Here is a 21,668-nt window from a genome sequence, read left to right on the forward strand (position 1 = left end):
GACAACAGGAATGCTGACATGGCAAAAGAGTACAAAGATCTGGTAGTGGGGCTGGACATCGGCACCGCCAAGGTGATGGTGGTGGTGGCCGAGGTCATGCCCGGGGGCGACCTGAAGCTGGCCGGCTTCGGCGTGGCGCCGAGCAATGGCTTGAAGCGCGGCGTGGTCGTGAACATCGACGCGACCGTGCAGAGCATCCAGCAGGCCCTGAAGGAGGCCGAGCTGATGGCCGACTGCAAGATCTCGCATGTCTACACCGGCATCACGGGCAGCCACATCCGCGGCATCAACTCCAGCGGCATGGTGGCCGTGAAGGACCGCGAGGTCACCCAGGCCGACGTGGCGCGCGTGGTCGAGACCGCCAAGGCGATCAACATCTCGACCGACCAGCGCCTGCTGCTGGTGGAGCCGCAGGAATTCGTGATCGACGGCCAGGACGTGAAAGAGCCGATCGGCATGAGCGGCATCCGCCTGGAGGCCAAGGTGCACATCGTCACCGGCGCGCAGAGCGCGGCCGAGAACATCATCAAGTGCGTGCGCCGCTGCGGGCTGGACGTGGACCAGCTCATGCTGAACCCGCTGGCCTCCAGCCTGTCGGTGCTGACCGAGGACGAACGCGAACTGGGCGTGGCCCTGGTGGACATCGGCGCGGGCACCACCGACGTGGCCATCTTCACGGGCGGCGCGATCCGCCACACGGCCGTGATCCCGATCGCCGGCGACCTCATCACCAGCGACATCGCGATGGCGCTGCGCACGCCGACCAAGGACGCCGAGGACATCAAGGTCGAGAACGGCTACGCCAAGCAGCTGCTCGCCGACCCCGACAGCCAGGTCGAGGTGCCGGGCCTGGGCGACCGCGGCCCGCGCATGCTGAGCCGCCAGGCGCTGGCCGGCGTGATCGAGCCACGCGTGGAGGAGATCTTCTCGCTCGTGCAGCAGGTGATCCGCGAGTCCGGCTTCGAGGAAGTGCTGTCCTCGGGCATCGTGCTGACCGGCGGCAGCGTGGTCATGCCAGGCATGGTCGAGCTCGGCGAAGACATCTTCCTCAAGCCCGTGCGCCGTGGCGTTCCGAAGTACGCAAGTGCGCTGGCCGACATGATTGCGCAGCCCCGCGCCGCCACCGTGATGGGGCTGCTCGAAGAGGGCCGCATCGCACGCCTGCGCGGCTACAAGGTCGCGCAGAAGAACGGCTCCATGAAAACCGCCATGGGCCGCGTCAAAGACTGGTTCGTCGGCAACTTCTGAGAGCCAGCGATGTCACAGCATTCCAAGGTCGAGACCTGGCCCTTGTGGCTGGCGCGGGGCAGCCCGCCGCGACATGGCCGATGGCGGTGCCCCTATCCGCCACCTGCACCCTGACACACAAGAGCTACACACGACAGAACACCCAAGGCAACTGCAACTTATTTTTTGGATTGAAGGAGAAGAACATGCCCATCGAAATGATTGAAGTCGAAGAATTCAACCTCGGAACGCAGATCAAGGTGATCGGCGTCGGCGGGGGTGGCGGCAATGCGGTCGAACACATGATCGGCTGCTCCGTGCAGGGCGTGGAATTCATCAGCGCCAACACCGACGCCCAGGCCCTGGGCCGCACGGCCGCGCACAAGACCATCCAGCTGGGCACCAGCGGGCTGGGCGCCGGCAGCAAGCCCGACAAGGGCCGCGAAGCCGCCGAGGCCGCGGTCGACGACATCCGCAACGCGATTGCCGGCGCGCACATGTTGTTCATCACCGCCGGCATGGGCGGCGGCACCGGCACCGGCGCGGCCCCCGTGATCGCACGCGTGGCCAAGGAGATGGGCATCCTGACGGTGGGCGTGATCACCAAGCCCTTCGACTTCGAAGGGCCCAAGCGCATGGCCAACGCCGACGCCGGCCTGACCGAGCTTGAAGCCAACGTGGACTCGCTGATCGTGGTGCTGAACGAGAAGCTGCTCGAAGTGCTGGGCGACGACGCCACGCAGGACGAGGCCTTTGCGCACGCCAACGACGTGCTGAAGAACGCAGTCGGCGGCATCGCCGAAATCATCAATGTGCCCGGCCATGTGAACGTCGACTTCGAAGACGTGCGCACCGTGATGGGCGAGCCCGGCAAGGCCATGATGGGCACGGCCGTGGCGGCCGGCCCGGACCGCGCGCGCATCGCTGCCGAGCAGGCCGTGGCCTGCCCGCTGCTGGAGGGCATCGACCTGTCCGGCGCCAAGGGCGTGCTGGTGCTGATCACGGCGGCCAAGGGCTCGCTCAAGCTGTCCGAGTCCCGCCTGGCGATGAACACGATCCGCGCCTACGCCTCGGCCGAAGCGCACGTGATCTACGGCACGGCCTACGACGACAGCCTGGACGACCAGATCCGCGTGACCGTGGTCGCCACGGGCCTGTCGCGCCAGGGCGCGCGCCGCACGGCCCCTCCGCTGCAGGTGGTGCAGCGCAACGGCACGGACGGCCAGGGCTTCGAGATCCCGACGCTGAACGCTGCCAGCATCATCGGCGCCGGCATGGGCCGCGCGCAGCCCGACTACGAGTCCTTGAAGGGCCCGGCCGTCTGGCGCACGCCGAACCGCACGCAGGCCAGCGCGCGCGTGGACGCGCTGTCTTCGGGCGGCATGGACGACTACGAAATCCCGGCCTTCCTGCGCAAGCAGGCTGATTGACAGAGATCAACCCCGTGCGCGGCTTCGCCGCTTCCCCCTTGCGCTGCGCGAAGGGGGACGCACCCAGCGGCCTGGCAGAGCCAGTTCCGCGGGTGCCCTGGCCCGGCCGTGCGTCCGGCATTGATTCTGCCAATCTGCGCCATGGTTGCCGCAATGCCCTTGCGAAGGTCTGAAACGCATCACGCCAACTAAAATCGCCCCCATGCTTGCGCAACGTACTCTGAAGTCCATCACCAAGGCCGTGGGGGTCGGGCTGCACAGCGGCCAGCGCGTGGAGCTGACGCTGCGCCCTGCGCAGCCAGACACGGGCATCGTGTTCCGGCGTGTCGACCTGCCCGAGCCGGTGGACATCCCGATTCAGGCCGAGGCCGTGACCGACACGCGCATGGCCTCCACCATTTCCAGCGGCAATGCCAAGGTGCATACGGTCGAGCACCTGATGTCGGCCTGCGCCGGCCTGGGGCTGGACAACCTGTACGTGGACATCAGCGCCGAAGAGGTGCCCATCCTCGACGGCTCGGCCGCGTCCTTCGTCTTCCTGCTGCAGAGCGCGGGCATCGAGTTGCAAAAGGCCCCGCGCCGCTTCATCCGCGTGACCCAGCCCGTGGAGGTGCGCGAGGGCGAAGGCGCCAACCTCAAGTGGGCGCGGCTCGAGCCCTACCACGGCTTCAAGGCCAGCTTCGAGATCGACTTCGACCATCCGGCCGTGGACTCCACGGGCCAGCGCGTGGAGTTCGACCTGTCCACGGATTCCTATGCGCGCGACATCGCACGCGCGCGCACCTTCGGCTTCACCAAGGACGTGGAGATGATGCGTGCCAACGGCCTGGCCCTGGGCGGCGGGCTGGACAACGCCATCGTCATGGACGACTACAAGGTGCTCAACAGCGACGGGCTGCGCTACGACGACGAGTTCGTCAAGCACAAGATCCTGGACGCCATGGGCGACCTCTATCTGATCGGCAAGCCGCTGCTGGCCGCCTACAGCGCGTTCCGTTCCGGCCATGCCATGAACAACAAGCTGCTGCGTGAACTGCTGGCCCACCCCGAGGCCTACGAGATCGTCACCTTCGACGACGAGCGCAAGGCGCCCAAGGGCTTCGCCCAGCCGGCCCGCGCCTGGTAAGTGCACGGCCGATGCTGCTGTTCCGCTGGGCGATTTTTTTCCTGCTGATCCTGTGCGGCGTGATGTTCGCGTTCTACGCGGGCACCGGCCGCGCGCACTACAAGCGCTGGGGGCTGGTCACGCTGAAGTGGACGCTGCTGGCGGCGTTCGGGTTCTTTGCGGTGCTGGTGCTCGAACGCATCGCCTGAGGCCGTAGCGCCACAGCCTACTTCAGCGGCTTCTCGTCCGTCGGCACAGGCGCCGCTTCATCCGGCTCCTTGGGCACATCGGACGACCGCGACGACTTCACCCGCGCCGCGGGCTCACTGCAGTTCTTCGCGCCGCGGCATGTCCGCCCCGCGCCGCGAGCACGTGATCGACGCGGCACGCGCGGCGAAACGCAGCATGGCCGACAGGTCGTGCACGCTCAGCGCGTCCAGCTTCGCAGGACTCAGCGCGTCGTGTTCCTGCAGCCAGGTGAGCATCGCGCCCTGGAAGGTGTCGCCCGCGCCCACGGTGTCGAACACATCGACCAGCAGTGACTGCGCGGTGGCGTGCCCGGCGCGCGCCCAGGCTTCGCTGCCCGTGGCGCCGCGTGTCACCACCACCAGGTGCGCGCCGCCGGCAAGCCAGCGTTGTGCGACCACGGCCGGTGCCTCGTCGGGGTAGAGCAGGCCCAGGTCCTCGTCGCTGACCTTGACGATGTGCGCGAGCTGCGTCATCTCCTGCACGATGGGCAGCCAGCGCGCCACGTTGGGCTCGACGTTCAGCCGCACGTTCGGATCGTAGGCGATCAGGCGGTTGGGCCGCTCGCGCGCCGCCAGGTGGCGCAGCGCGCTGCCCACGGGCTCCACGACCAGCGCGTACGAGCCGAACTGCAACACGCGCGTGTCTGCGGGCAGCTCGGGCAGCGTGTCCACCGTGAGCTGCCGGTCGGCCGCGCCATGGCCGTGGAAGGCATAGCTCGGCACGCCGGTCGCGCCCACGCTGACCACCGACAGCGTGGTGGCCGCGCCGTTGCGGGCCACCAGCGCCGTGCCCACGCTCTCGTCGCGCAGCGTCTGCATCAGGCGCTCGCCGGGCACGTCCTGCGACAGCGGGCACAGGAACTGCACCGGCTGCCCCAGCCGTGCCAGGCCGACCGCCACGTTGAACGGCGAGCCGCCCACCCGCGCGTCCAGCAGCAGGCCGGTGGCCGTGCTGTCGCGCACATACACATCCATGAGGGCTTCGCCACACACTACGAACATCTTGTCTTTCCTTCCTTTGCTCTTGTGCTCGTTCGGCCTTCCGGGGCTCAGCGCGGGCTGGACCAGCCCTTGTAGTCCTTGACCGTGGCGCGCGTCACCAGCACCGAGGGCAGCAGCACCATGGTCTGCGCCGGCTTCTTGCCGTTCAGCACGTCCTGGCCGATCTCCACGGCCTTCTGCGCGATCATGTACGGGTCCTGGCTGGCCGAGGCCTGGATCTGGTTGTCGGCCTTCAGCGCGGCCTCGATGTCGGGTGCGCCGTCCACGGACGTGATGACGATGTTCTTGCGGTTCAGCTGGCGCGCGGCCAGGTCTGCGCCGATGGCCTGCGGGTCGTTGATCGCGAACACGGCGTCCACCTTGGGAAAGCGCGTCAGGTGGTTCTGCATGACGTTCAGGCCGCCTTCACGCGAACCCTTGGCGTCCTGGTCGTCGGACAGCACCTTGATGTCCGGGCTCTTCTTGAACACCGACTTGCAGCCGTTCACGCGGTCGATCACGGCCGAGACCTGCGGGCCGTTCTGGATGATCACGTTGCCCTTGCCGCCCAGCTTCTCGACGATGTACTGGCAGGCGATCTCGCCGGCCTGCACGTTGTTGGTCTGCACGGCCGCGTCGGCGCCGTTGGCCGCCACGTCCACGCCGACGACGGCGATGCCGGCCTTCTTGGCCTTGTTGATGGCCGGCTCGATGGCCTTGGCGTCGACGGCGTTGACCAGGATCAGGTCCACGCCTGAGGCGATGAAGCCGTCGATCTGCGAGAACTGCTTGTTCAGGTCGTAGTCGGCCGACAGGGCCGTCACCTTGGCCGCGGGGTTGAGCTGCTTGGCCTTGGCTTCGGCGCCCTTGGCCAGAGTCACGAAGAAGGGGTTGCCGAGCGAGCCCAGCGTGATGCCGACGTTCTTGACCGGCTTGTTCTGGGCCTGGGCCAGCGGTGCCGACAGGGCGGCGGCGATGGCGGCGAGGGCGATGAGGTGTTTGCGCATGGAGTGTCTCCGTTGGTGGGTCAGTGGAAGCGGTTGGGGAAAAGGTTCAGGTGCGGGCAGAGTCTTTGCGGCGGTACTTGTCCAGCGCCACGGCACCGATGATCACGAGGCCCTTGACGATGTACTGCCAGATGTCGGAGACGCCCATCAGGATCAGGCCGTTGGTCAGCACCGCGATGATCAGCGCGCCGATCAGCGTGCCCAGGATGGAGCCCGTGCCGCCGACGAAGCTGGTGCCGCCCAGGATGACGGCGGCGATCGCGTCCAGCTCGTAGGACGCGCCCAGCTGCAGCCCGTTGGCCGCGTACAGCCGGGCCGAGGCCATCACGCCGCCCAGGCCGGACAGCAGGCCCGAGGCGCAGTACACGAACAGCAGCACGGCCCAGACCTTGATGCCGGCCAGGCGCGCGGCCTCGGGGTTGCCACCGACCGAGTAGATGTTCAGGCCCAGCACCGTGCGGCGCAGGATGAACCAGGACAGTGCCACCACCGCGAAGGCGATGATCACCAGCCATGGGATGCCCAGCACGTCGCCGTTGCCGATGAAGGCAAAGGGCAGGTTGGGGTTGAAGATGGTGGTGTCGTTGCCCAGCAGCCGCGCGATGCCGCGCACCGCGGTCAGCGAGCCCAGGGTCACGATGAAGGGCGGCAGCTTGACGAAGGCGATCAGCACGCCGTTGATCAGGCCGAACAGCAGCCCGGCGCCCAGGCCCGCGGCGATGCCCAGCATGCCCAGGCCGGGGATGTTGGAGACCAGCATGGCGGCCACGGCCGAGGCCGCGAGGATGGAGCCCACCGACAGGTCGATCCCGGCCGTGAGGATCACGAAGGTCATGCCGGCGGCCAGCACGATGTTGATCGAGGCCTGCTGCGTCATGATGGACAGGTTCTGCAGGCTGAAGAAGTTTTCGCTGGACAGGCTGAAGCCGATGCACAGCAGCACGAGGATGGGCAGCATGCCGAGCGCGCGGACGATCTCCTTGCCGCGCGCGCTGCTGGCGGATGGGGAACTCGGCGCCGTGGCGGCCGTGGGGGCGGTCAGGGGGGTGGCCATGGTGGGTCTCCGGTGGGTGTTGTCGGGAGGGGGAAAGGGGTCAGTGCAGCGTGGGCTCGGCCGTGGCGGCGCCGGTGGCCAGGGCGACGATGTTTTCCTGCGTGATGGCCACGCCGCTGGCGCCGCCCACCTCGCCGACCAGCCGGCCCTCGCGCATCACGACCACGCGGTCGCACACGCCGACGACCTCGGCCAGCTCGCTGGAGATGACCAGCACGGCCACGCCGCGGCGCGCCAGCTCGTCGATCAGGCGGTAGATCTCGCTCTTGGCGCCGATGTCCACGCCGCGCGTGGGCTCGTCCAGGATCAGCACCTTGGGCGCCAGTTCCAGCAGGCGGGCGAGCAGCACCTTCTGCTGGTTGCCGCCCGACAGCGCGCCCACGTTCACGCGCGGCGAGGCCACGCGGATGGACAGCTGCGCGATGGCGTCGCGGGCACGCTCGAAGGCGCGCTTGCGGTCCATCACGCCGCCGGCATGCGCGTCGCGCGGGCTGATCATCACGTTGATGTTGTCGCGCACCGACAGGTCCAGGAACAGGCCCTGGCCCTTGCGGTCCTCGGTCAGGTAAAGGATGCCGGCTCGGATGGCGTCGATGGGCCGGCGGATGTCCAGCACGGCGCCGCTGCCGCTCAGCGTCACTTGGCCGGCCGTGCGTTCGTCGGCGCCGAAGATCAAGCGCGCCAGCTCGGTGCGGCCGGCGCCCACCAGCCCTGCCAGGCCCAGCACCTCGCCCGCATGCAGCGCCAGGCTGCAGCCGCGCACGCGCCGGCCGTCGGCCATGTCGTGCACGGCCAGCACCTGGGCGCCGGTGTGCTGGCCCTGGTGTTCCTTGCGGTAGAAGCCCGACAGGTCGCGGCCCACCATCATCTTCACGAGCTTGTCGCGCGACAGGTCCGCGCGCGACAGCGTACCCACGTAAGTGCCGTCGCGCAGCACGGTGACCTCGTCGGCCAGCTCGTCGATCTCGTCCATGCGGTGGCTGATGTACAGGATGGCCAGGCCTTCGGCGCGCAGCTTGCGGATCAGCACGAAGAGGCGGTCGGTCTCGTGCGTGGACAGCGGCGTGGTGGGCTCGTCCATGACCAGGATGCGGCAGTCGAACTGCACGGCGCGCGCGATCTCCACCAGCTGGCGCTGCGCGATCGACAGCGTCTCCACGCGGGTCGTCGGGCCGAAGTCGGCGCCCAGGCGGCGCAGCGTGTCCGCGCAGGCGGCGGTCATGCCGGCGCGGTCGACCAGGCCGCCTTTCTTCATCGGGCGGCCCATGAAGATGTTCTCGGCCACCGACAGATTGGGCGCCAGGCTCAGCTCCTGGTAGATCACCGAGACGCCCAGGTTCTTGGCCGCGAGCGGGCCGTCGATGTGGGCGAGCTGCCCGTCGATGCGGATCTCGGCGCCGGCGTCGGGCATGTAGGCGCCCGACAGGATCTTCATGAGCGTGGACTTGCCCGCGCCGTTCTCGCCCATCAGCGCATGCACCTGGCCGGCGCGCGCGCTGAGCTGCACGTTCTGCAGTGCCTTGACGCCGGGGAAGGTCTTGGAGATGCCGCGCAGCTCCAGCAGCGGCGCGGTGGTCACGGGATCAGGCATGGGACAGCTCCTGCAGGTGGTGCGTGGGCACGAAGGGGGACGCATGGCCGCGCAGCACGTCGGCGCGCGGCGAGAAGTTGAAGAACATCGGCAGGCTGGCCGCGCCGATGGCGCCGGCGTCGGCGCGGAAGCTGCCGCGCAGCAGGCGGGGCGTTTGCCGCGCTTCCGGGGCGATGGCGCGCAGGCCGTCTTCGCTGCGCCGGATCAGCGCGTCGATCAGCCCGCCGTCGATGTCGCAGTCGATCACCACGGCCGGCAGGTCCAGCACGGCCAGCGCGGCGCGCAGCGAGGGCACGAAGGCGTCGACGCAGTCGTCCAGCCACTCGGCCACGGCCGGCCCGCCGGCCCGGACCACGGCCTCGAGCTGAGCGTTGCCGGCGACCTCGATGCCGTGGTGGCGCACATGGCGCGACAGCGCGTTGAGCGAGGCGCGCGACAGCAGGATGTCCCACTGCCCGCCGAGCTGCGGTGCCGAGGGCAGGGCGCTGGGCGGCACCGGCATCAGGCCCAGGTCGGCGCCGTTGCCCGAGCTGCCGCGCAGGCTCTCGCCGCCCAGCACGGCACCGGCGCCCAGCGCCGCGCCGATGAACACGTACAGAAAGTCGTTCTCCTGGCGCCCCACGCCGAACACCAGCTCGGCGATGGCGGCGGCATTGCCGTCGTTCTCCTTGAACACGGGCAACTGCACGGCCTGCGACAGCATGGTGCCGAAGTCCACCGCGTCCCAGACGCGGAAGTCGGCCTCCAGGCCCAGCTGCTGGAGCCAGCTGCCCAGGTTGTAGGGCTGGGCCAGGCCCACGCCGGCCAGGCGGCCGCGTTGCTCGGGCGAGAGCTCGGCCAGCACGGCCGCGATGTCCTGCTGCACGATGGCCAGGGCCTGCTCGGGCTGGGGCAGCACCTGGTCGTGCATGCGCCGCGCAAGGATGTGGCCGGCCAGGTCGATCACCACGGTCTCGATGCTGGTGCGGTCCAGCCGCACCCCGATGCCGTAGGCGCCCTGCGGGTTGATGCGGTACAGGCCGGCCGGCTGGCCGCGCTGGCCTTCCTGGCGGCGGCCGGCGCTCTCGATCAGGCGGGACTGCTCCAGCGATTCGACGATGCTGCCCACGGCGGTGTTGGTGAGCTGCGCCCAGCGTGCCAGGTCGGCCTTGGACGCCTCACCCGCGCGGCGCAGGCGCTGCAGCAGGCTGCGCTCGTTGTATTGCCGAAGGCTGACCGAATTGGTGCCGCGGCCCGGGCCTGCTGTTTTCACGTCTTGGTCTCCTGCGTTCTATTAATTAATTCAACTTGAACAAATTTTAGAGACGCCAACCGATACGCTCATGCAGGGTTAACCCCAGGCGTGTGCAACAAGCTGTAATGACGAGCGCCTTGGCGCTCCTGCGCCTAGCGCGTGCGCCCGGCCCGGTACATGCCGCTCGTGGCGCGCGTCAGCGGTGTGGCCTGCGCCAGCCGCGCCATGGCCTGGCCCACGTGGGCGTGCGTGATCGCCAAGCCGAGCGCGTCGGCCGCGTCCTTGCCGGGCAGCCCGGGCAGGCGCAGCAGGCGCTTGACCATTTCCTGGACCTGGCTCTTGTCGGCGCGGCCATGGCCGACGACGGCCTTCTTCATCTGCAAGGCGGTGTATTCGGCCACCGGCAGGTCGCGCGAGACCAGGGCTGTCACGCAGGCGCCGCGGGCCTGGCCCAGCAGCAGCGTGGACTGCGGGTTGACGTTGACGAAAATGATCTCCACCGACGCGGCTTGCGGCTGGTAGCGCGTCGTGACTTCGCAGATGCCGTCGAACAGGATCTTGAGCCGCGCGGGCAGGTCGCCCATGGCCGCGCTGGACGTGGTGCGGATGGTGCCGCTGGCCACGTAGTCGAGCGCCGCGCCCTCGGCGTCGATCACGCCAAATCCAGTGGTCTGCAGACCGGGGTCGATGCCCAGGATCCTCATGCGACGTTCATGCCCCGAAGTACCAGCGTGCGGAGTGGAAGAACACCGGCGCCGCGAAGCACAGTGCGTCCACGCGGTCCAGCAGCCCGTTCGCGCCCGTGACCGACTGGCCCTGCGCGCCCCAGTTCGTCACGCCGCGGTCGCGCTTGAGCGCCTTCATGACCAGGTGGCCCATGCTGCCGGCCACGCAGGCGATGGCGCCCATGGCCAGCGTCTCCAGCGGCTTGAACGGCGTGATCGCGGTCAGCAGCACGCCCAGGCTGCTGGCCACGCCCACGGCCACGGCCCAGGTCGCCCAGTTGAAGCTGCGGCTCACGTTGGGCGCGGTCGGCGGCCGCGGGAAATGCCGCGCCGCCAGGTGCTGGATCACCATGCAGCCCTGCACCACGGCGACCAGGAAGAACACCAGGAAGGCGCTCTTTCCCTCGTATTGGCGCAGGTTCAGCAGCAGCAGCGCCGGCACGTGCGACAGGCCGTAGACGCAGACCATGATGCCCCACTGCAGCTTGGCGTTGCGCTCCAGGAAGCGCTGCGGATCGTCGGCCAGCGCGCTGACGACCGGGATCGCCAGGAACACATAGACCGGGATGAACACCGTGAACAGATCGAAGTGCGCGCTGCCGCCCAGCCAGAACTGCACCGGCAGCACGACGAAGAAGGCCAGCACCAGGCTGCGGTGGTCGCCGCGCCGCGTGGGCGACAGGCTGATGAACTCGCGCAGCGCGAAGAACGAGACCAGGCCGAACAGCACGGTGGCCACGCGCTCGCCCAGCACCCAGCCGATCCAGAAGATGCTGACCATGAACCAGGAGGTCTTGAGCAGGCTCCACCAGTCCGCGTGCGCGGCCTGGCGTTGCGCGTCGGCCTCGTGGCGGCCGCGCACCGACAGCGTGATGAGCGCGGCCGTGACCAGCGTCAGCAGGCCAAAGACGATGATGAACAGGACGCCGACCTGTTCGGCGGGGGTGAGGCTGCGCAGAAGGCTGGTCATCGCTTTAGACCTCGCGCAGGGCGATGACGGCGGCGCGCGCGCGGTCGAGGAAGGCGCGCCGTTCCTCGCCGGGCTCCACCTGCATCGGCGCGCCGAACGTCACCGAACACAGGATGGGCACCGGCACCACTTCGCCCTTGGGCATCACGCGCTGCACGTTGTGGATCCAGGCCGGCACCAGCACCACCTGCGGGAAGCGCTGCGCCAGGTTGTACAGCCCGGCCTTGAACGGCTGCGGTTCCTCTTCATGGCCGCGCGTGCCTTCAGGAAACAGGATGATGGAGTCGCCGTTGTCCAGCGCCTGCACCAGCGGGGCCAGCGGGTCCTGGCCGTCGACGCGTTCGCGGTCCACATAGACGGCGTTGAACACCGCGGTCGTGATCCATTGCTTGAACGGCGTCTTGGTCCAGTAGTCCTTGGCCGCGATCGGCCGCGTGATGCCACGCAGCTCGGCCGGCAGCGCGGCCCAGATCATGACCAGATCGGCATGGCTCTGGTGGTTGGCGAAGTAGATGCGTTGCTCGGCCTTGGGCGGGCAGCCGTGCCAGCGCGCCTGGGCGCCGGTCAGCACGCGCACCAGGCCCAGCAGGAACCAGGCCATCAGCTTGGCGCGTTTCGAAGTCATCGGGAAAGGCAGATTCCGGGAAAAGGGGTCAGGGCAGGCTCACGTCGCCCATGCGCGCGACGATGGTGTTCGCCCGGCTGGCCAGGTAGGGCGACTGGGGCAGTTTCTCGTAGTGGCGCGGGCGCGGCAGCATCACGGCCAGGCGCGCGGCCTCGTAGGCCGTGAGCCGGGCGGCGCTCTTCTTGTAGTAATGCTGGGCCGCGGCCTCGGCGCCGAACACGCCTTCGCCCCACTCCACGCTATTGAGATAGATCTCCAGGATGCGCTGCTTGCTCAGGAAGGTTTCCAGCAGCAGCGTCAGCACGAATTCCTGGCCCTTGCGCAGCAGCGTGCGCTCACCCGAGAGCAGCAGGTTCTTGGCCAGCTGCTGCGTGATGGTGGAGCCGCCCACGATCTTGGGCGTGCGGGCCGGCTTGCCCACGGGCGCGGCCTGGGTCTGGCGCTCGGCGCGGGCCTGGGCCTTCTCGTTCTTCTCCCAGGCCTTCTCCAGCGCCTCCCAGTCCACGCCTTCGTGGCTCGGAAACCCGGAGTCTTCCGATGCGATGACGGCGCGCTTGAGCGCATCGGCGATCTGGTCGTAGCCCACCCATTGCTGGCGCCACTGCCAGTCGCCGTTTGCCGGCTCCGGCTTGCGGCCCTTGGCCGGGGCGGCCTGCGCCGGCCCCTGTGTGGCCAGGCGCCAGGCCTCGGAGCGCTGGAAGGACGTGGACTGCGGGTCGACCACAGCCATCAGCGCGATGCGCGCGACGAAGAACAGCTGCAGCGCCAGCAACGCCGCGACCAGCAGCACCAGCCAACGCCAAAGTGCGTGCATGCGTCAGCCGTCCACCAGTGCGCGCAGCTCGGCCAGCACGGTGGCCGAGGGCGGGCGCACGCCGCGCCACAGCGCGAAGGACTCGGCGGCCTGCTCCACCAGCATGCCCAGGCCGTCACGCGCCGTGGCGCCATGCGCACGGGCCCAGGCCAGGAAGCCGGCCGCGGCGGGGCCGTACATCATGTCCACGGCCAGCGCGCCAGGGGCGAGGACGGTGGCAGGCACGGGCACCTGGGCGCCAGCCAGGCTGCTGGCCGTGGCGTTCACGACGATGCCGAACTGGCCCGTCACTGCGTCCAGTCCGCAGGCGTCGAGCTGGCAGCCATGCCCGGTCGCCAGTGCGGCATGGCGTGCCACCAGAGCCTGGGCCTTGTCCACCGTGCGGTTGGCCACGGCGATGCGGCGCGCGCCGGCCTCGATCAGCGGGGCCAGCACGCCGGCCGCGGCGCCGCCGGCGCCGATCAGCAGCAGGTCCCGCCCGGCGATGGACACGCCCGCGTGCTGCTGGATGTCCTGCACCAGGCCGGCGCCGTCGGTGTTGTCGGCATGGATGCCGCCCGGCCGCACATGCAGCGTGTTGGCCGCCTGCGCCATGCGCGCGCGTTCCGACAGCGTCGTGGCCAGGTGGAAGGCCTCGAACTTGAAGGGCACCGTCACGTTGCAGCCCTGGCCGCCGTCGGCGATGAATGCCTGCACCGTGGGCACGAACGCGTCCAGCGGCACCAGTTGCCGGCCGTAGACGAGCTGCTGCCCGGTCAGTTCGGCAAAGCGCGCGTGGATCCACGGCGAGCGGCTGTGCTGGACCGGGTTGCCCATCACGCAGTAGTCGAATGAATCGGTTGTCATGTCAGTTATCCATTGCGTTGCACGCCACCCGCAGCCCACGAACCCGGGTCGCAAGCAAAGGCTCAGAAGGCCGCGGAGCAGGCCATGCCAGCGGCCGCCGCGGAACGGGCTCTGCCCGGCCGCTGGCGGCGCCCCTGGGGGATGGGATGGCTACACGAAGTGAGCCGTCCAAACGGGGTGGTCTCATCAGTTCGCGGTGACGTTGGTTTCCAAGGTGGCCTCGCGCGTGAAGCGAAAGCGCGACACAACGAGGATCTGGTCGGCCTTGCGCCGCATGGCTTCGCTGAACGGGCCGAACGGCGCCGCGCTGCGCGCAATGGCCTCGGCACGGCGGTCCAGCGTGCGGTTGCCCGAGCTTTGCGCGACCTCGGTGGCCAGGATGCGGCCGTTGTGGTCCACGGTCACGATCATGACCAGCTCGCCGTACAGCTTCTTGCCGTCCTGCTCGGGAAAGTTCTCCGTGCCCTTGTCCTCGACCTTGCGCCGCAGGGCCTCGTAGTAGATGGCGTAGACCTCCTCGCGCGTGGCCGGGCTCACCACGCGCCGCTTGGGCCGCGCATTCTCCAGCGCGATGCGGCGCTCGATCTCGGCCAGGTGCTTGAGCAACTGGCGGCGTTTTTCCTCCTGCGCCTGGGTTTCGGGCGCATGGCTGGGCAGGCGCGGATCGGGAGGCGGCAGCGCGGCCAGCATGCGGCTGATCTGCGCCAGCAGCACGGTCTGCTCTTCCTGCATGGCCTCCATGCGGCGCTGCGCCTCCTCCATGGCCTCGCCGATGTCGCTGTGCGCGGCCGGCGGCAGCGGCGAGGTGGCGCGGCCCTTGGCGGCGTCGCCGCCGCCGGCCAGGTTGGCCTGGGCGATGGCCAGCGCCTTGTCCGGCCGCTCGGCAGACTTGGCGTTGACCAGTATGACCTCCAGCGGCGTGTCCTCGAACACGCGGTTGAACGCCACCGGGTCGACGGAGCGCACGGTCAGCACGGCCGCATGGACCAGCAGCGACACCAGCAGCGCGAGCTGCAGCGTGCTCAGCCGGTGCAGAACGCGGCGCGGGTTCACGGCGTGGCGGGGGCTTCAGCGGCCGTGGCCGGCTGGTCCATGTCGACGGCAATCGCGATCGGGCCGGCCGCGGCTTCTTCCTCGTCCTCCTCGGTGGCCTCGGGCGCTGCCGGCGCGGCGCCGGGCGCATCCAGCCGCTCGACCACGGTGCCGGCCACGTCCAGCGTGATGAGGTCGATCGCGCCCAGGCGCACGCGCACATGGGCGCCGCGCGGCAGGTCCTGCGTGCCCATCACGCCCAGCACCAGCGGCAGGTCGTCGGCGCGCACCAGGCCTTCGCGGAACACCGTGCCGGTGATCTCGTGCAGGCCATTCTGCTGCAGGTATTGCAGCGTCCAGAAGCGCTCCATGCCGCCCTGGAAGCCGTTGTAGGCGCTATAGGCCGCATCGAAGCTGGAGATGATGGAGAACAGCTCGGCGTCCTTGGGCTTGAACGGCGCGGCCAGCGCGGCCGTTTTGCCGTGGCGCGCGCAGGCAATGATCTGCCACTGGTTCACCAGGTCCACGTAGCGGCGCAGCGGCGAGGTGCTCCAGGCGTAGCTGGGCACGCCGATGCCGGCATGCGGCAGCGCCTTGGTGCCCATGCGCACCTTCACGCCGGGCGCCAGGCTGGCCTGGCTGCGGTAGATGCCGGGTACGCCGCAGGCGGCCATCCAGGTGCCCCAGGTGCTGTTGGCCAGGATCATGGCCTCGGCCACGATCAGGTCCAGCGGCGCGCCGCGGCGGCGCACGCTGATCTCCACGCGCTCGGCGCCGGCCGGCTCGTCGCCCAGCGGGGCCTCGGCGCTGTCGACCAGCTTGAAGTTGTAGTCGGGGCGGTTGAAGGTCTCGGGCTTGCCGCGCACCACCTCGCGCTGCGCCTTCAGGTGGCGCGCCAGGCGGTACAGGAAGGCCAGCTGCGCCGGGTCCACGCCGGAAATGGCGGGGGCTGCGGCGGCATCGGGGGCGGCCAGCCATTCCTCGGTCACCAGCGCGTCGAGCTGGTCGTGGCGCAGGTTGGCCGCGATCGGCACACGCTCCAGCCGGGTCTCGCTGTCCAGCACGGCCAGCGTCTCGGCGTCAAAGCGCACGTAGAGCGACACGGCCGGGCAGTCGCGCCCCTCCTGCAGGGTGTAGGCCTGCACCACCGGGTCGGGCAGCATGGTCAGCTTGTGGCCCGGCATGTAGACCGTGGACAGCCGCGCGCGGCCGAGCTGGTCGATCGGCGAGCCCGGCACGATGGCCAGGGCCGGCGCCGCGATGTGGATGCCGACCGTGACCTGCGCCGTGCCCAGGCCCTGCACCGACAGCGCATCGTCGATCTCGGTGGTCGTCGAATCGTCGATCGAGAACGCCTGCACGCCGGCGACCGGCAGCGCATCGGTGATCTCGGGCGCCTGCAGCGCCGCGAAGCCCGTACCCTTGGGGAAGAACTCCAGCAAAAAGCGGCGCCAGTGGAACTGGTAGGGCGAATCGATGGCGCCGGCGCGCTGCAGCAGCGCCAGGGGCGCGGTCTGCGTGGCGCGCGCGGCATCGACCACGGCCTTGTACTCGGCGGCATTCTTGTCGGGCTTGAACAGGATGCGGTAGAGCTGGTCGCGGATCGGCTGCGGGCAGCGGCCCTCGGCGAGTTCCTGCGCCCAGTCGTCGATCTGCAGCTGCAGCAGCCGCTTTTTCTCGATCGCAGCCAGCGCCTGCTGCACCTGCTCGGCCGGGGCCTTGCGGAAGCGGCCCTTGCCGGCACGGCGGAAGTAGTGGGGCGCCTCGAACAGGCGGAACAGCGCGGCCGCCTGCTGCACCAGCGTGGCGTCGTCGTTGAAATACACCCTGGCCAGGTCGCCGAAGCTGAATTCGTCGTCGCTGGCGAACTCCCAGGCCAGCTCCAGCTCGATGGACTCGGCCAGCGAGCGGGCCTCGCGGACCAGCACCTCGGGGCCGGGTTTCTCGAACTTCAGCAGCAGGTTGGCGGCCTTGACCTTGACCCGTTTACCGGATTCCAGCTCGATCTGGGACGAGGCTTCGGCCTCGGAGAGCACCCGTCCGGACATGAATTTGCCCGCTTCTTCGAACAATGCGTACATGGCGGCTATTGTCCGCGATGGCCGGCGCTACGCCGGGGCCAGCAGGAAGTCGAACACTTCGTCCACGTATTCCGGGAATTCGCTGATCGCGTGGTCGCTGCCTTCCAGCAGCTTCACGCGGGCCCGCGGGTAGCGCGCACACATCTCGCGCCAGTCCAGCACCTCGTCGCCCTTGGCGATGATGGCGAAGCTGCGGGCCATGGCTGCCTGGGCGGCGGGCGCCTTGGGCGGCTGCTCCATGGCGCGCAGTTCGTCGATGTATGCGGCGCGGAAGAAGAAGCGCTCGTTCGGGTCGTGCCAGGCCGTGTGCTCGCCGATGTGGCGCGCCAGGTCGCGCGCCGGGTGCACGGCCGGGTTCAGCAGCACGGCGCGGCTGCCGGTCTGCTCGGCGATGACGGTGGCGTAGAAGCCGCCCAGCGAGGAGCCGACCACGGCCATGCTGGCGCGCGGCCAGTCCGCGATGCCAGCGAGCAGTTCGTCCATGGCCTGGCGCGGCGAGGGCGGCAGCTGCGGGCACCACCAGACCAGTTCGGGGTGGCGCGCCTGCACGCGCGCAGCGACCAGCCGCGCCTTGGTCGATTGCGGCGAGGAGCGAAAGCCGTGCAGATAGAGCAGATGGGTCAGGGGCATGGTGGGGGCGGGGCGGCAGGCCGGCGTGGCGCGGCCCATGGTACGCATGGCGCGGGCGGGGCGCTGGTTTTTTGCATATTTCAGTACCACTGCGCGGCATAGACGGCGATGATTCGCACGCTGCCCCGTGCGCCGGCATGTTCGCGAGGAAACCCGCGGAGCGCAGAGCGAAGTTCACCGTCCATCTGCCGGCCCTCGCCCAAGGAGACACGACATGGGAACCCTGTACCGCATCGCCCCGCTGCTGCTGGCCGCGGCCGGCCTCGTCACGCTGCCGGCCTGCGCCCAGCAGCCGCCGCAGCCCGACTGGTGCAAGTCCAAATGGGGGGCGGCCGACGAGATCGGCGCGGGCAACCTGCTGACCGCCGAGCTGTCGCTGGCTGCCTCCCGGCTCGTGAAGACCGGCAAGACCTACCGCCTGGGCGTGGAGACCAATGCCAAGACCCCGGCCTTCGGCCCGCGCAGCTGGGCGCTGGCGATCAACCAGCCCGGCCAGGTGGGCGGCATCGGCCTGGGTCCCACCAAGACCAACTACAACGACGACATCTACATGGGGTACGTGGGCACGGGCACGCAGATCGACGGCATGGGCCACATCGGCGTGGACAACGTCTACTACAACTGCAACAGGAACAGCGAGTTCGTGCAGGCCAACGGGCTGACCAAGCTGGGCATCGAGAAGGTGCCGGCCATCGTCACGCGCGGCATCGTGCTGGACATGACGGCCTACTACGGCCAGAACCCGGTGCCGGAAGGCACGGCCTACAACCGCAAGGAGATCGACGCGCAGGCTGCGCGCCAGGGCGTGGAGATCCGCAAGGGCGACGTGGTGCTGTTCTACAGCGGCTGGCTGAACCTGGTCGGCAAGGACGACAAGCGTTTCATCACCGGCGAGCCGGGGCTGGGCAAGGAGGGGGCCGAGTACCTGGCTGGTAAGCAGCCCGTGGCCGTGGGCGCGGACACCTGGGGGCTGGAGGCGATCCCGTTCGAGAAGGGCGTGGGCATCTTCGAGGTGCACCAGATCCTGATTCCCAAGAACGGCATCTACATCCTGGAGAACGTGGACACGGCCGAGCTCGTGAAGGACCAGGCGTGGGAGTTCATGTTCGTGCTCGGCCCCAGCCGCATGACGGGCGGCGTGCAGGCCATCGTGAACCCGATCGCGATCCGCTAGCAGCCCGTGCCGGCCGGTTCCGGCCGGTACCGGCGTGCCGCGGCCAGTGGTTGGCGCACAACGGACGGTGCGCGGCGCGTGGGAAGTCCGTTGCCGGCCAGGGGAAACCCGCGGCGATTCGCTACGATGGCGGGCTTCGCCATCCGCCCACCTTCCATGCCAGATCGATCGCCCAGCGAAATCGCCCGAGAGACGTTCAAGATCCTGGCAGGAAAGCGTCTGGCCCCCACGCCCGAGAACTACCAGGCCCACTACCACGAGGTCGCCGGCACGCTGGCGCCGGCCTATTTCCCGAGCGAGCCGCTGCGCCAGATCGCTGCCGTGCTGCCCTCGCGCAACCCGGGCCAGGAAAAGCAGCTGGGCCTGCTGACCTCGGCCATCGGCCAACGCAGCTGGGACAAGGTGGAAGCAGCCCTCGTGGGTTATGCCAGTTTCGCCGTGTCGGCCTCGGCGTTCGCGCCGCTGGGCAGCGCGGAGCCGGCCGAGCCCGAGGCGCAGGTCACGGCGCTGCAGGAGCAGGTGGCGCGGCTGATCGAGTCCGCGCAGCCGGCGCTGGGCGCGGACGATGCGCGCTTCCTGAGCCAGGCGGCCGAGATGCTGCGCATGCTGCGCCATTCGCACGATGTGATGGCGGTCAAGACCGCGCTGGGCAACTTCGCGCACCGCCTGTCGTTCGCGGCGGAAGACCAGGCCGAGATCAAGTCCTCGTTGCTGAACCTGCTGCACATGGTGTTCGAGAACATCGGCGAGTTGTGCACCGAGGACCGCTGGTTGCGCGGGCAGATCGACGCGCTCATGAACGCCTCGACCCCGCCGCTGAACCTGCGCCGCCTGGACGACGTGGAGCGCCGGCTGCGCGATGTGATCTTCAAGCAGACGGAGGCCAAGGGCCGTGCCAGCCAGGCGCAGGCGCAGATGCAGCAGCTGCTGGCCACCTTCGTCGAGCGGCTGTCGCAGATGTCCGAGTCCAGCACCGTCTACCACGGCAAGATCGAGAACTGCGCGCGCCTGATCGAGCAGGCCACCACCATCGAGGAACTCGGCCCCGTGCTGCAGGACGCCATCACCGCCACGCGCTCCATGGCGCACGACATGGCGCACTCGCGTGACGAGCTGCAGACCATGCGCGCCAAGACCGAGCAGGCCGAGGAGCAGATCGCCCGGCTGCACAACGAGCTGGACCGCGCCAGCGCCCAGGCGCGGCACGATGCGCTGACCGGCGTGCTGAACCGCCGCGGCCTGGACGAAGCCATGGCGCGCGAGATCGCCACCGCGCGGCGCAAGGGCCATGCGCTGTGCGTGGCGCTGCTGGACCTGGACAACTTCAAGAAATTCAACGACCAGCTCGGCCACGACGCGGGGGACGCGGCCTTGCAGCACCTGGCCGACGTGGCGCGCCAGTCGATCCGGCCGCAAGATTCGCTGGCGCGCTACGGCGGCGAGGAATTCGTGATCGTGCTGCCCGACACGGGGTTGGAGGCTGCGATCGCCATCCTCACCCGATTGCAGCGCGAGCTGACGACACGCTATTTCCTGAGCGGCAAGGACAAGCTGCTGATCACGTTCAGCGCCGGTGTCGCCCAAATGGCCGACAGCGAAGACATGGCCGATGCGATCAAGCGCGCCGACGGCGCCATGTACCTGGCCAAGCGAACCGGCAAGAACCGCGTCCTCGGGGCGTGAGAAGCCCGCGCAGGCAGCTGGCGAAAAGCCGCGCAGGATAATCGCGCGCCATGGCCGCCGTACTCGACACCCCTTCTCTCTGGCGCCGCGCCCTGCCGCTGTTCCGCGGTTTCGACGGCCCGCTGGCCTTCGCCGTCTTCATGCTGGCCGGTGCCGGCATGCTGGTGATGTATTCGTCCGGCTTCGACCACGGCACGCGCTTCGTCGACCACGGCCGCAACATGCTGCTGGCCGGCTTCATCCTGTTCGTGGTGGCGCAGATCTCGCCGCAGCAGCTCATGAAATTCGCCGTGCCGGTGTACCTCACCGGGGTGTTGCTGCTGCTCGGGGTGGAATTCTTCGGCATCACGCGCAAGGGGGCGACACGCTGGCTCAATGTGGGGATCGTCATCCAGCCCAGTGAAATCCTGAAGATCGCCACGCCGCTGATGCTGGCCTGGTGGTTCCAGAAGCGCGAGGGCCAGCGCCAGCCGCTGGATTTCGTCGTGGCCTTCGTGCTGCTGGCCGTGCCCGTCATGCTGATCATGCACCAGCCCGACCTGGGCACCTCGCTGCTGGTGGCGGCGGCCGGGCTGGCGGTGATCTTCTTCGCCGGCCTGCCATGGCGGCTGGTCGCGCCCCCGGTGCTGCTGGCGCTGCTGGGCATCGGCCTGTTGGTCTGGTTCTCCTCGGACCTGTGCCAGGACGGCGTGCGCTGGGTCGTGCTGCGCGAGTACCAGCAGCAGCGCGTGTGCACGCTGATGGACCCGACGCGCGACCCGCTGGGCAAGGGCTTCCACATCCTGCAGGGCATGATCGCCATCGGCTCGGGCGGCGTGTTCGGCAAGGGCTTCATGCAGGGCACGCAGACGCACCTGGAATTCATCCCCGAGCGCACCACCGACTTCATCTTCGCGGCCTATTCCGAAGAGTTCGGCCTGATGGGCAACCTGTTCCTGATCGTGGCCTTCGTGTTCCTGGTGCTGCGCGGCCTGGTCATCGCGCTGGAGGCGCCCACGCTGTTCTCGCGGCTGCTGGCCGGCGCCGTCGCGCTGATCTTCTTCACCTATGCCTTCGTGAACATGGGCATGGTCAGCGGCATGCTGCCCGTGGTCGGCGTGCCGCTGCCCTTCATCAGCTATGGCGGCACGGCCATGGTCACGCTGGGCAGCGGGCTGGGTATCCTGATGTCCATCGCCAAGTCCCGGCGGCTCCTACAGACTTAGCAGCCT

Annotated in this window: 20 protein-coding genes; 7 read left to right on the top strand and 13 right to left on the bottom strand. The window is 69.1% G+C overall.

Annotation, left to right across the window (positions count from 1 at the left end; translation table 11 throughout):
* The first annotated feature begins 18 nt into the window (after positions 1–18).
* The 4 genes from ftsA (at position 19) to ASF43_RS31415 (ending at position 3,971) form a co-directional block, all read left to right on the top strand.
* The gene (ftsA, locus tag ASF43_RS20540) at positions 19–1,248 is read left to right on the top strand and encodes a cell division protein FtsA (protein WP_056184887.1); all 1,230 of its coding nucleotides are present in this window, start codon (positions 19–21) and stop codon (positions 1,246–1,248) included.
* A 185-nt stretch (positions 1,249–1,433) separates the two neighbouring features.
* Positions 1,434–2,657: a cell division protein FtsZ gene (gene ftsZ, locus ASF43_RS20545; RefSeq protein ID WP_056185708.1), complete on the top strand. Its 1,224-nt coding sequence runs from the start codon at positions 1,434–1,436 to the stop codon at positions 2,655–2,657.
* A 202-nt stretch (positions 2,658–2,859) separates the two neighbouring features.
* The gene (gene lpxC, locus ASF43_RS20550) at positions 2,860–3,783 is read left to right on the top strand and encodes a UDP-3-O-acyl-N-acetylglucosamine deacetylase (protein WP_056184888.1); all 924 of its coding nucleotides are present in this window, start codon (positions 2,860–2,862) and stop codon (positions 3,781–3,783) included.
* 11 nt (positions 3,784–3,794) lie between these two features.
* Positions 3,795–3,971, top strand: coding sequence for a hypothetical protein (locus tag ASF43_RS31415; RefSeq protein WP_200932580.1), 177 nt, complete (start codon positions 3,795–3,797; stop codon positions 3,969–3,971).
* Between the two features lie 114 nt (positions 3,972–4,085).
* On the opposite strand, the gene ASF43_RS20555 is transcribed toward ASF43_RS31415, so the two are convergent.
* From ASF43_RS20555 to ASF43_RS20615, 13 genes are all read right to left on the bottom strand, one after another.
* Positions 4,086–5,012, bottom strand: a complete 927-nt coding sequence (locus ASF43_RS20555; protein ID WP_056184891.1) for a carbohydrate kinase — start codon at positions 5,010–5,012, stop codon at positions 4,086–4,088.
* A 47-nt stretch (positions 5,013–5,059) separates the two neighbouring features.
* Positions 5,060–5,998 carry an ABC transporter substrate-binding protein gene (locus tag ASF43_RS20560; RefSeq protein WP_056184895.1) on the bottom strand — a complete coding sequence of 313 codons (939 nt, stop codon included), beginning with the start codon at positions 5,996–5,998 and terminating at the stop codon, positions 5,060–5,062.
* Positions 5,999–6,044: 46 nt separating this feature from the next.
* Positions 6,045–7,052 (bottom strand): ribose ABC transporter permease, encoded by a 1,008-nt coding sequence (locus ASF43_RS20565; RefSeq protein WP_056184898.1) that lies wholly within the window; start codon positions 7,050–7,052, stop codon positions 6,045–6,047.
* 40 nt (positions 7,053–7,092) lie between these two features.
* Positions 7,093–8,643, bottom strand: a complete 1,551-nt coding sequence (locus tag ASF43_RS20570) for a sugar ABC transporter ATP-binding protein (RefSeq protein ID WP_056184901.1) — start codon at positions 8,641–8,643, stop codon at positions 7,093–7,095.
* A complete protein-coding gene (locus ASF43_RS20575) occupies positions 8,636–9,895 on the bottom strand; it encodes an ROK family protein (protein ID WP_056184905.1) in 1,260 nt (419 codons plus the stop codon). The genes ASF43_RS20570 and ASF43_RS20575 overlap by 8 nt, the downstream gene beginning before the upstream one ends.
* A gap of 134 nt (positions 9,896–10,029) precedes the next feature.
* Positions 10,030–10,581: a crossover junction endodeoxyribonuclease RuvC gene (gene ruvC / locus ASF43_RS20580; RefSeq protein ID WP_056184908.1), complete on the bottom strand. Its 552-nt coding sequence runs from the start codon at positions 10,579–10,581 to the stop codon at positions 10,030–10,032.
* A gap of 7 nt (positions 10,582–10,588) precedes the next feature.
* On the bottom strand, positions 10,589–11,572 hold the full coding sequence (locus tag ASF43_RS20585) for a phosphatidate cytidylyltransferase (protein ID WP_056184911.1): 984 nt from the start codon (positions 11,570–11,572) through the stop codon (positions 10,589–10,591).
* Positions 11,573–11,576: 4 nt separating this feature from the next.
* Positions 11,577–12,197: a 1-acyl-sn-glycerol-3-phosphate acyltransferase gene (locus ASF43_RS20590; protein ID WP_056184913.1), complete on the bottom strand. Its 621-nt coding sequence runs from the start codon at positions 12,195–12,197 to the stop codon at positions 11,577–11,579.
* 28 nt (positions 12,198–12,225) lie between these two features.
* Positions 12,226–13,011, bottom strand: coding sequence for a monofunctional biosynthetic peptidoglycan transglycosylase (mtgA, locus tag ASF43_RS20595; protein ID WP_056184916.1), 786 nt, complete (start codon positions 13,009–13,011; stop codon positions 12,226–12,228).
* A gap of 3 nt (positions 13,012–13,014) precedes the next feature.
* Complete coding sequence (aroE, locus tag ASF43_RS20600) at positions 13,015–13,857, bottom strand: shikimate dehydrogenase (RefSeq protein ID WP_056184917.1); 843 nt, start codon at positions 13,855–13,857, stop codon at positions 13,015–13,017.
* Between the two features lie 186 nt (positions 13,858–14,043).
* Positions 14,044–14,910, bottom strand: a complete 867-nt coding sequence (locus ASF43_RS20605) for an energy transducer TonB (protein WP_056184921.1) — start codon at positions 14,908–14,910, stop codon at positions 14,044–14,046.
* Positions 14,907–16,970 (bottom strand): ribonuclease catalytic domain-containing protein, encoded by a 2,064-nt coding sequence (locus ASF43_RS20610; protein WP_056184924.1) that lies wholly within the window; start codon positions 16,968–16,970, stop codon positions 14,907–14,909. Before ASF43_RS20610 ends, ASF43_RS20605 begins: the two co-directional genes overlap by 4 nt.
* A 27-nt stretch (positions 16,971–16,997) precedes the next feature.
* Positions 16,998–17,600 carry a YqiA/YcfP family alpha/beta fold hydrolase gene (locus ASF43_RS20615; protein WP_056185711.1) on the bottom strand — a complete coding sequence of 201 codons (603 nt, stop codon included), beginning with the start codon at positions 17,598–17,600 and terminating at the stop codon, positions 16,998–17,000.
* A 214-nt stretch (positions 17,601–17,814) separates the two neighbouring features.
* Here ASF43_RS20615 and ASF43_RS20620 point away from each other — a divergent pair, with 214 nt between their 5' ends.
* The 3 genes from ASF43_RS20620 to rodA all read left to right on the top strand — a co-directional run bounded on the left by ASF43_RS20620 (position 17,815) and on the right by rodA (position 21,662).
* Positions 17,815–18,774 (top strand): cyclase family protein, encoded by a 960-nt coding sequence (locus ASF43_RS20620; protein ID WP_056184927.1) that lies wholly within the window; start codon positions 17,815–17,817, stop codon positions 18,772–18,774.
* Positions 18,775–18,930: 156 nt separating this feature from the next.
* Entirely contained in the window at positions 18,931–20,457 is a 1,527-nt protein-coding gene (locus ASF43_RS20625) for a diguanylate cyclase (protein ID WP_056185713.1), read from the top strand.
* A gap of 50 nt (positions 20,458–20,507) precedes the next feature.
* On the top strand, positions 20,508–21,662 hold the full coding sequence (rodA, locus tag ASF43_RS20630) for a rod shape-determining protein RodA (protein ID WP_056184930.1): 1,155 nt from the start codon (positions 20,508–20,510) through the stop codon (positions 21,660–21,662).
* The last annotated feature ends 6 nt before the right edge of the window (positions 21,663–21,668 follow it).

Source organism: Pseudorhodoferax sp. Leaf267 (genome assembly GCF_001422405.1).
Lineage (GTDB): Bacteria > Pseudomonadota > Gammaproteobacteria > Burkholderiales > Burkholderiaceae_C > Pseudorhodoferax.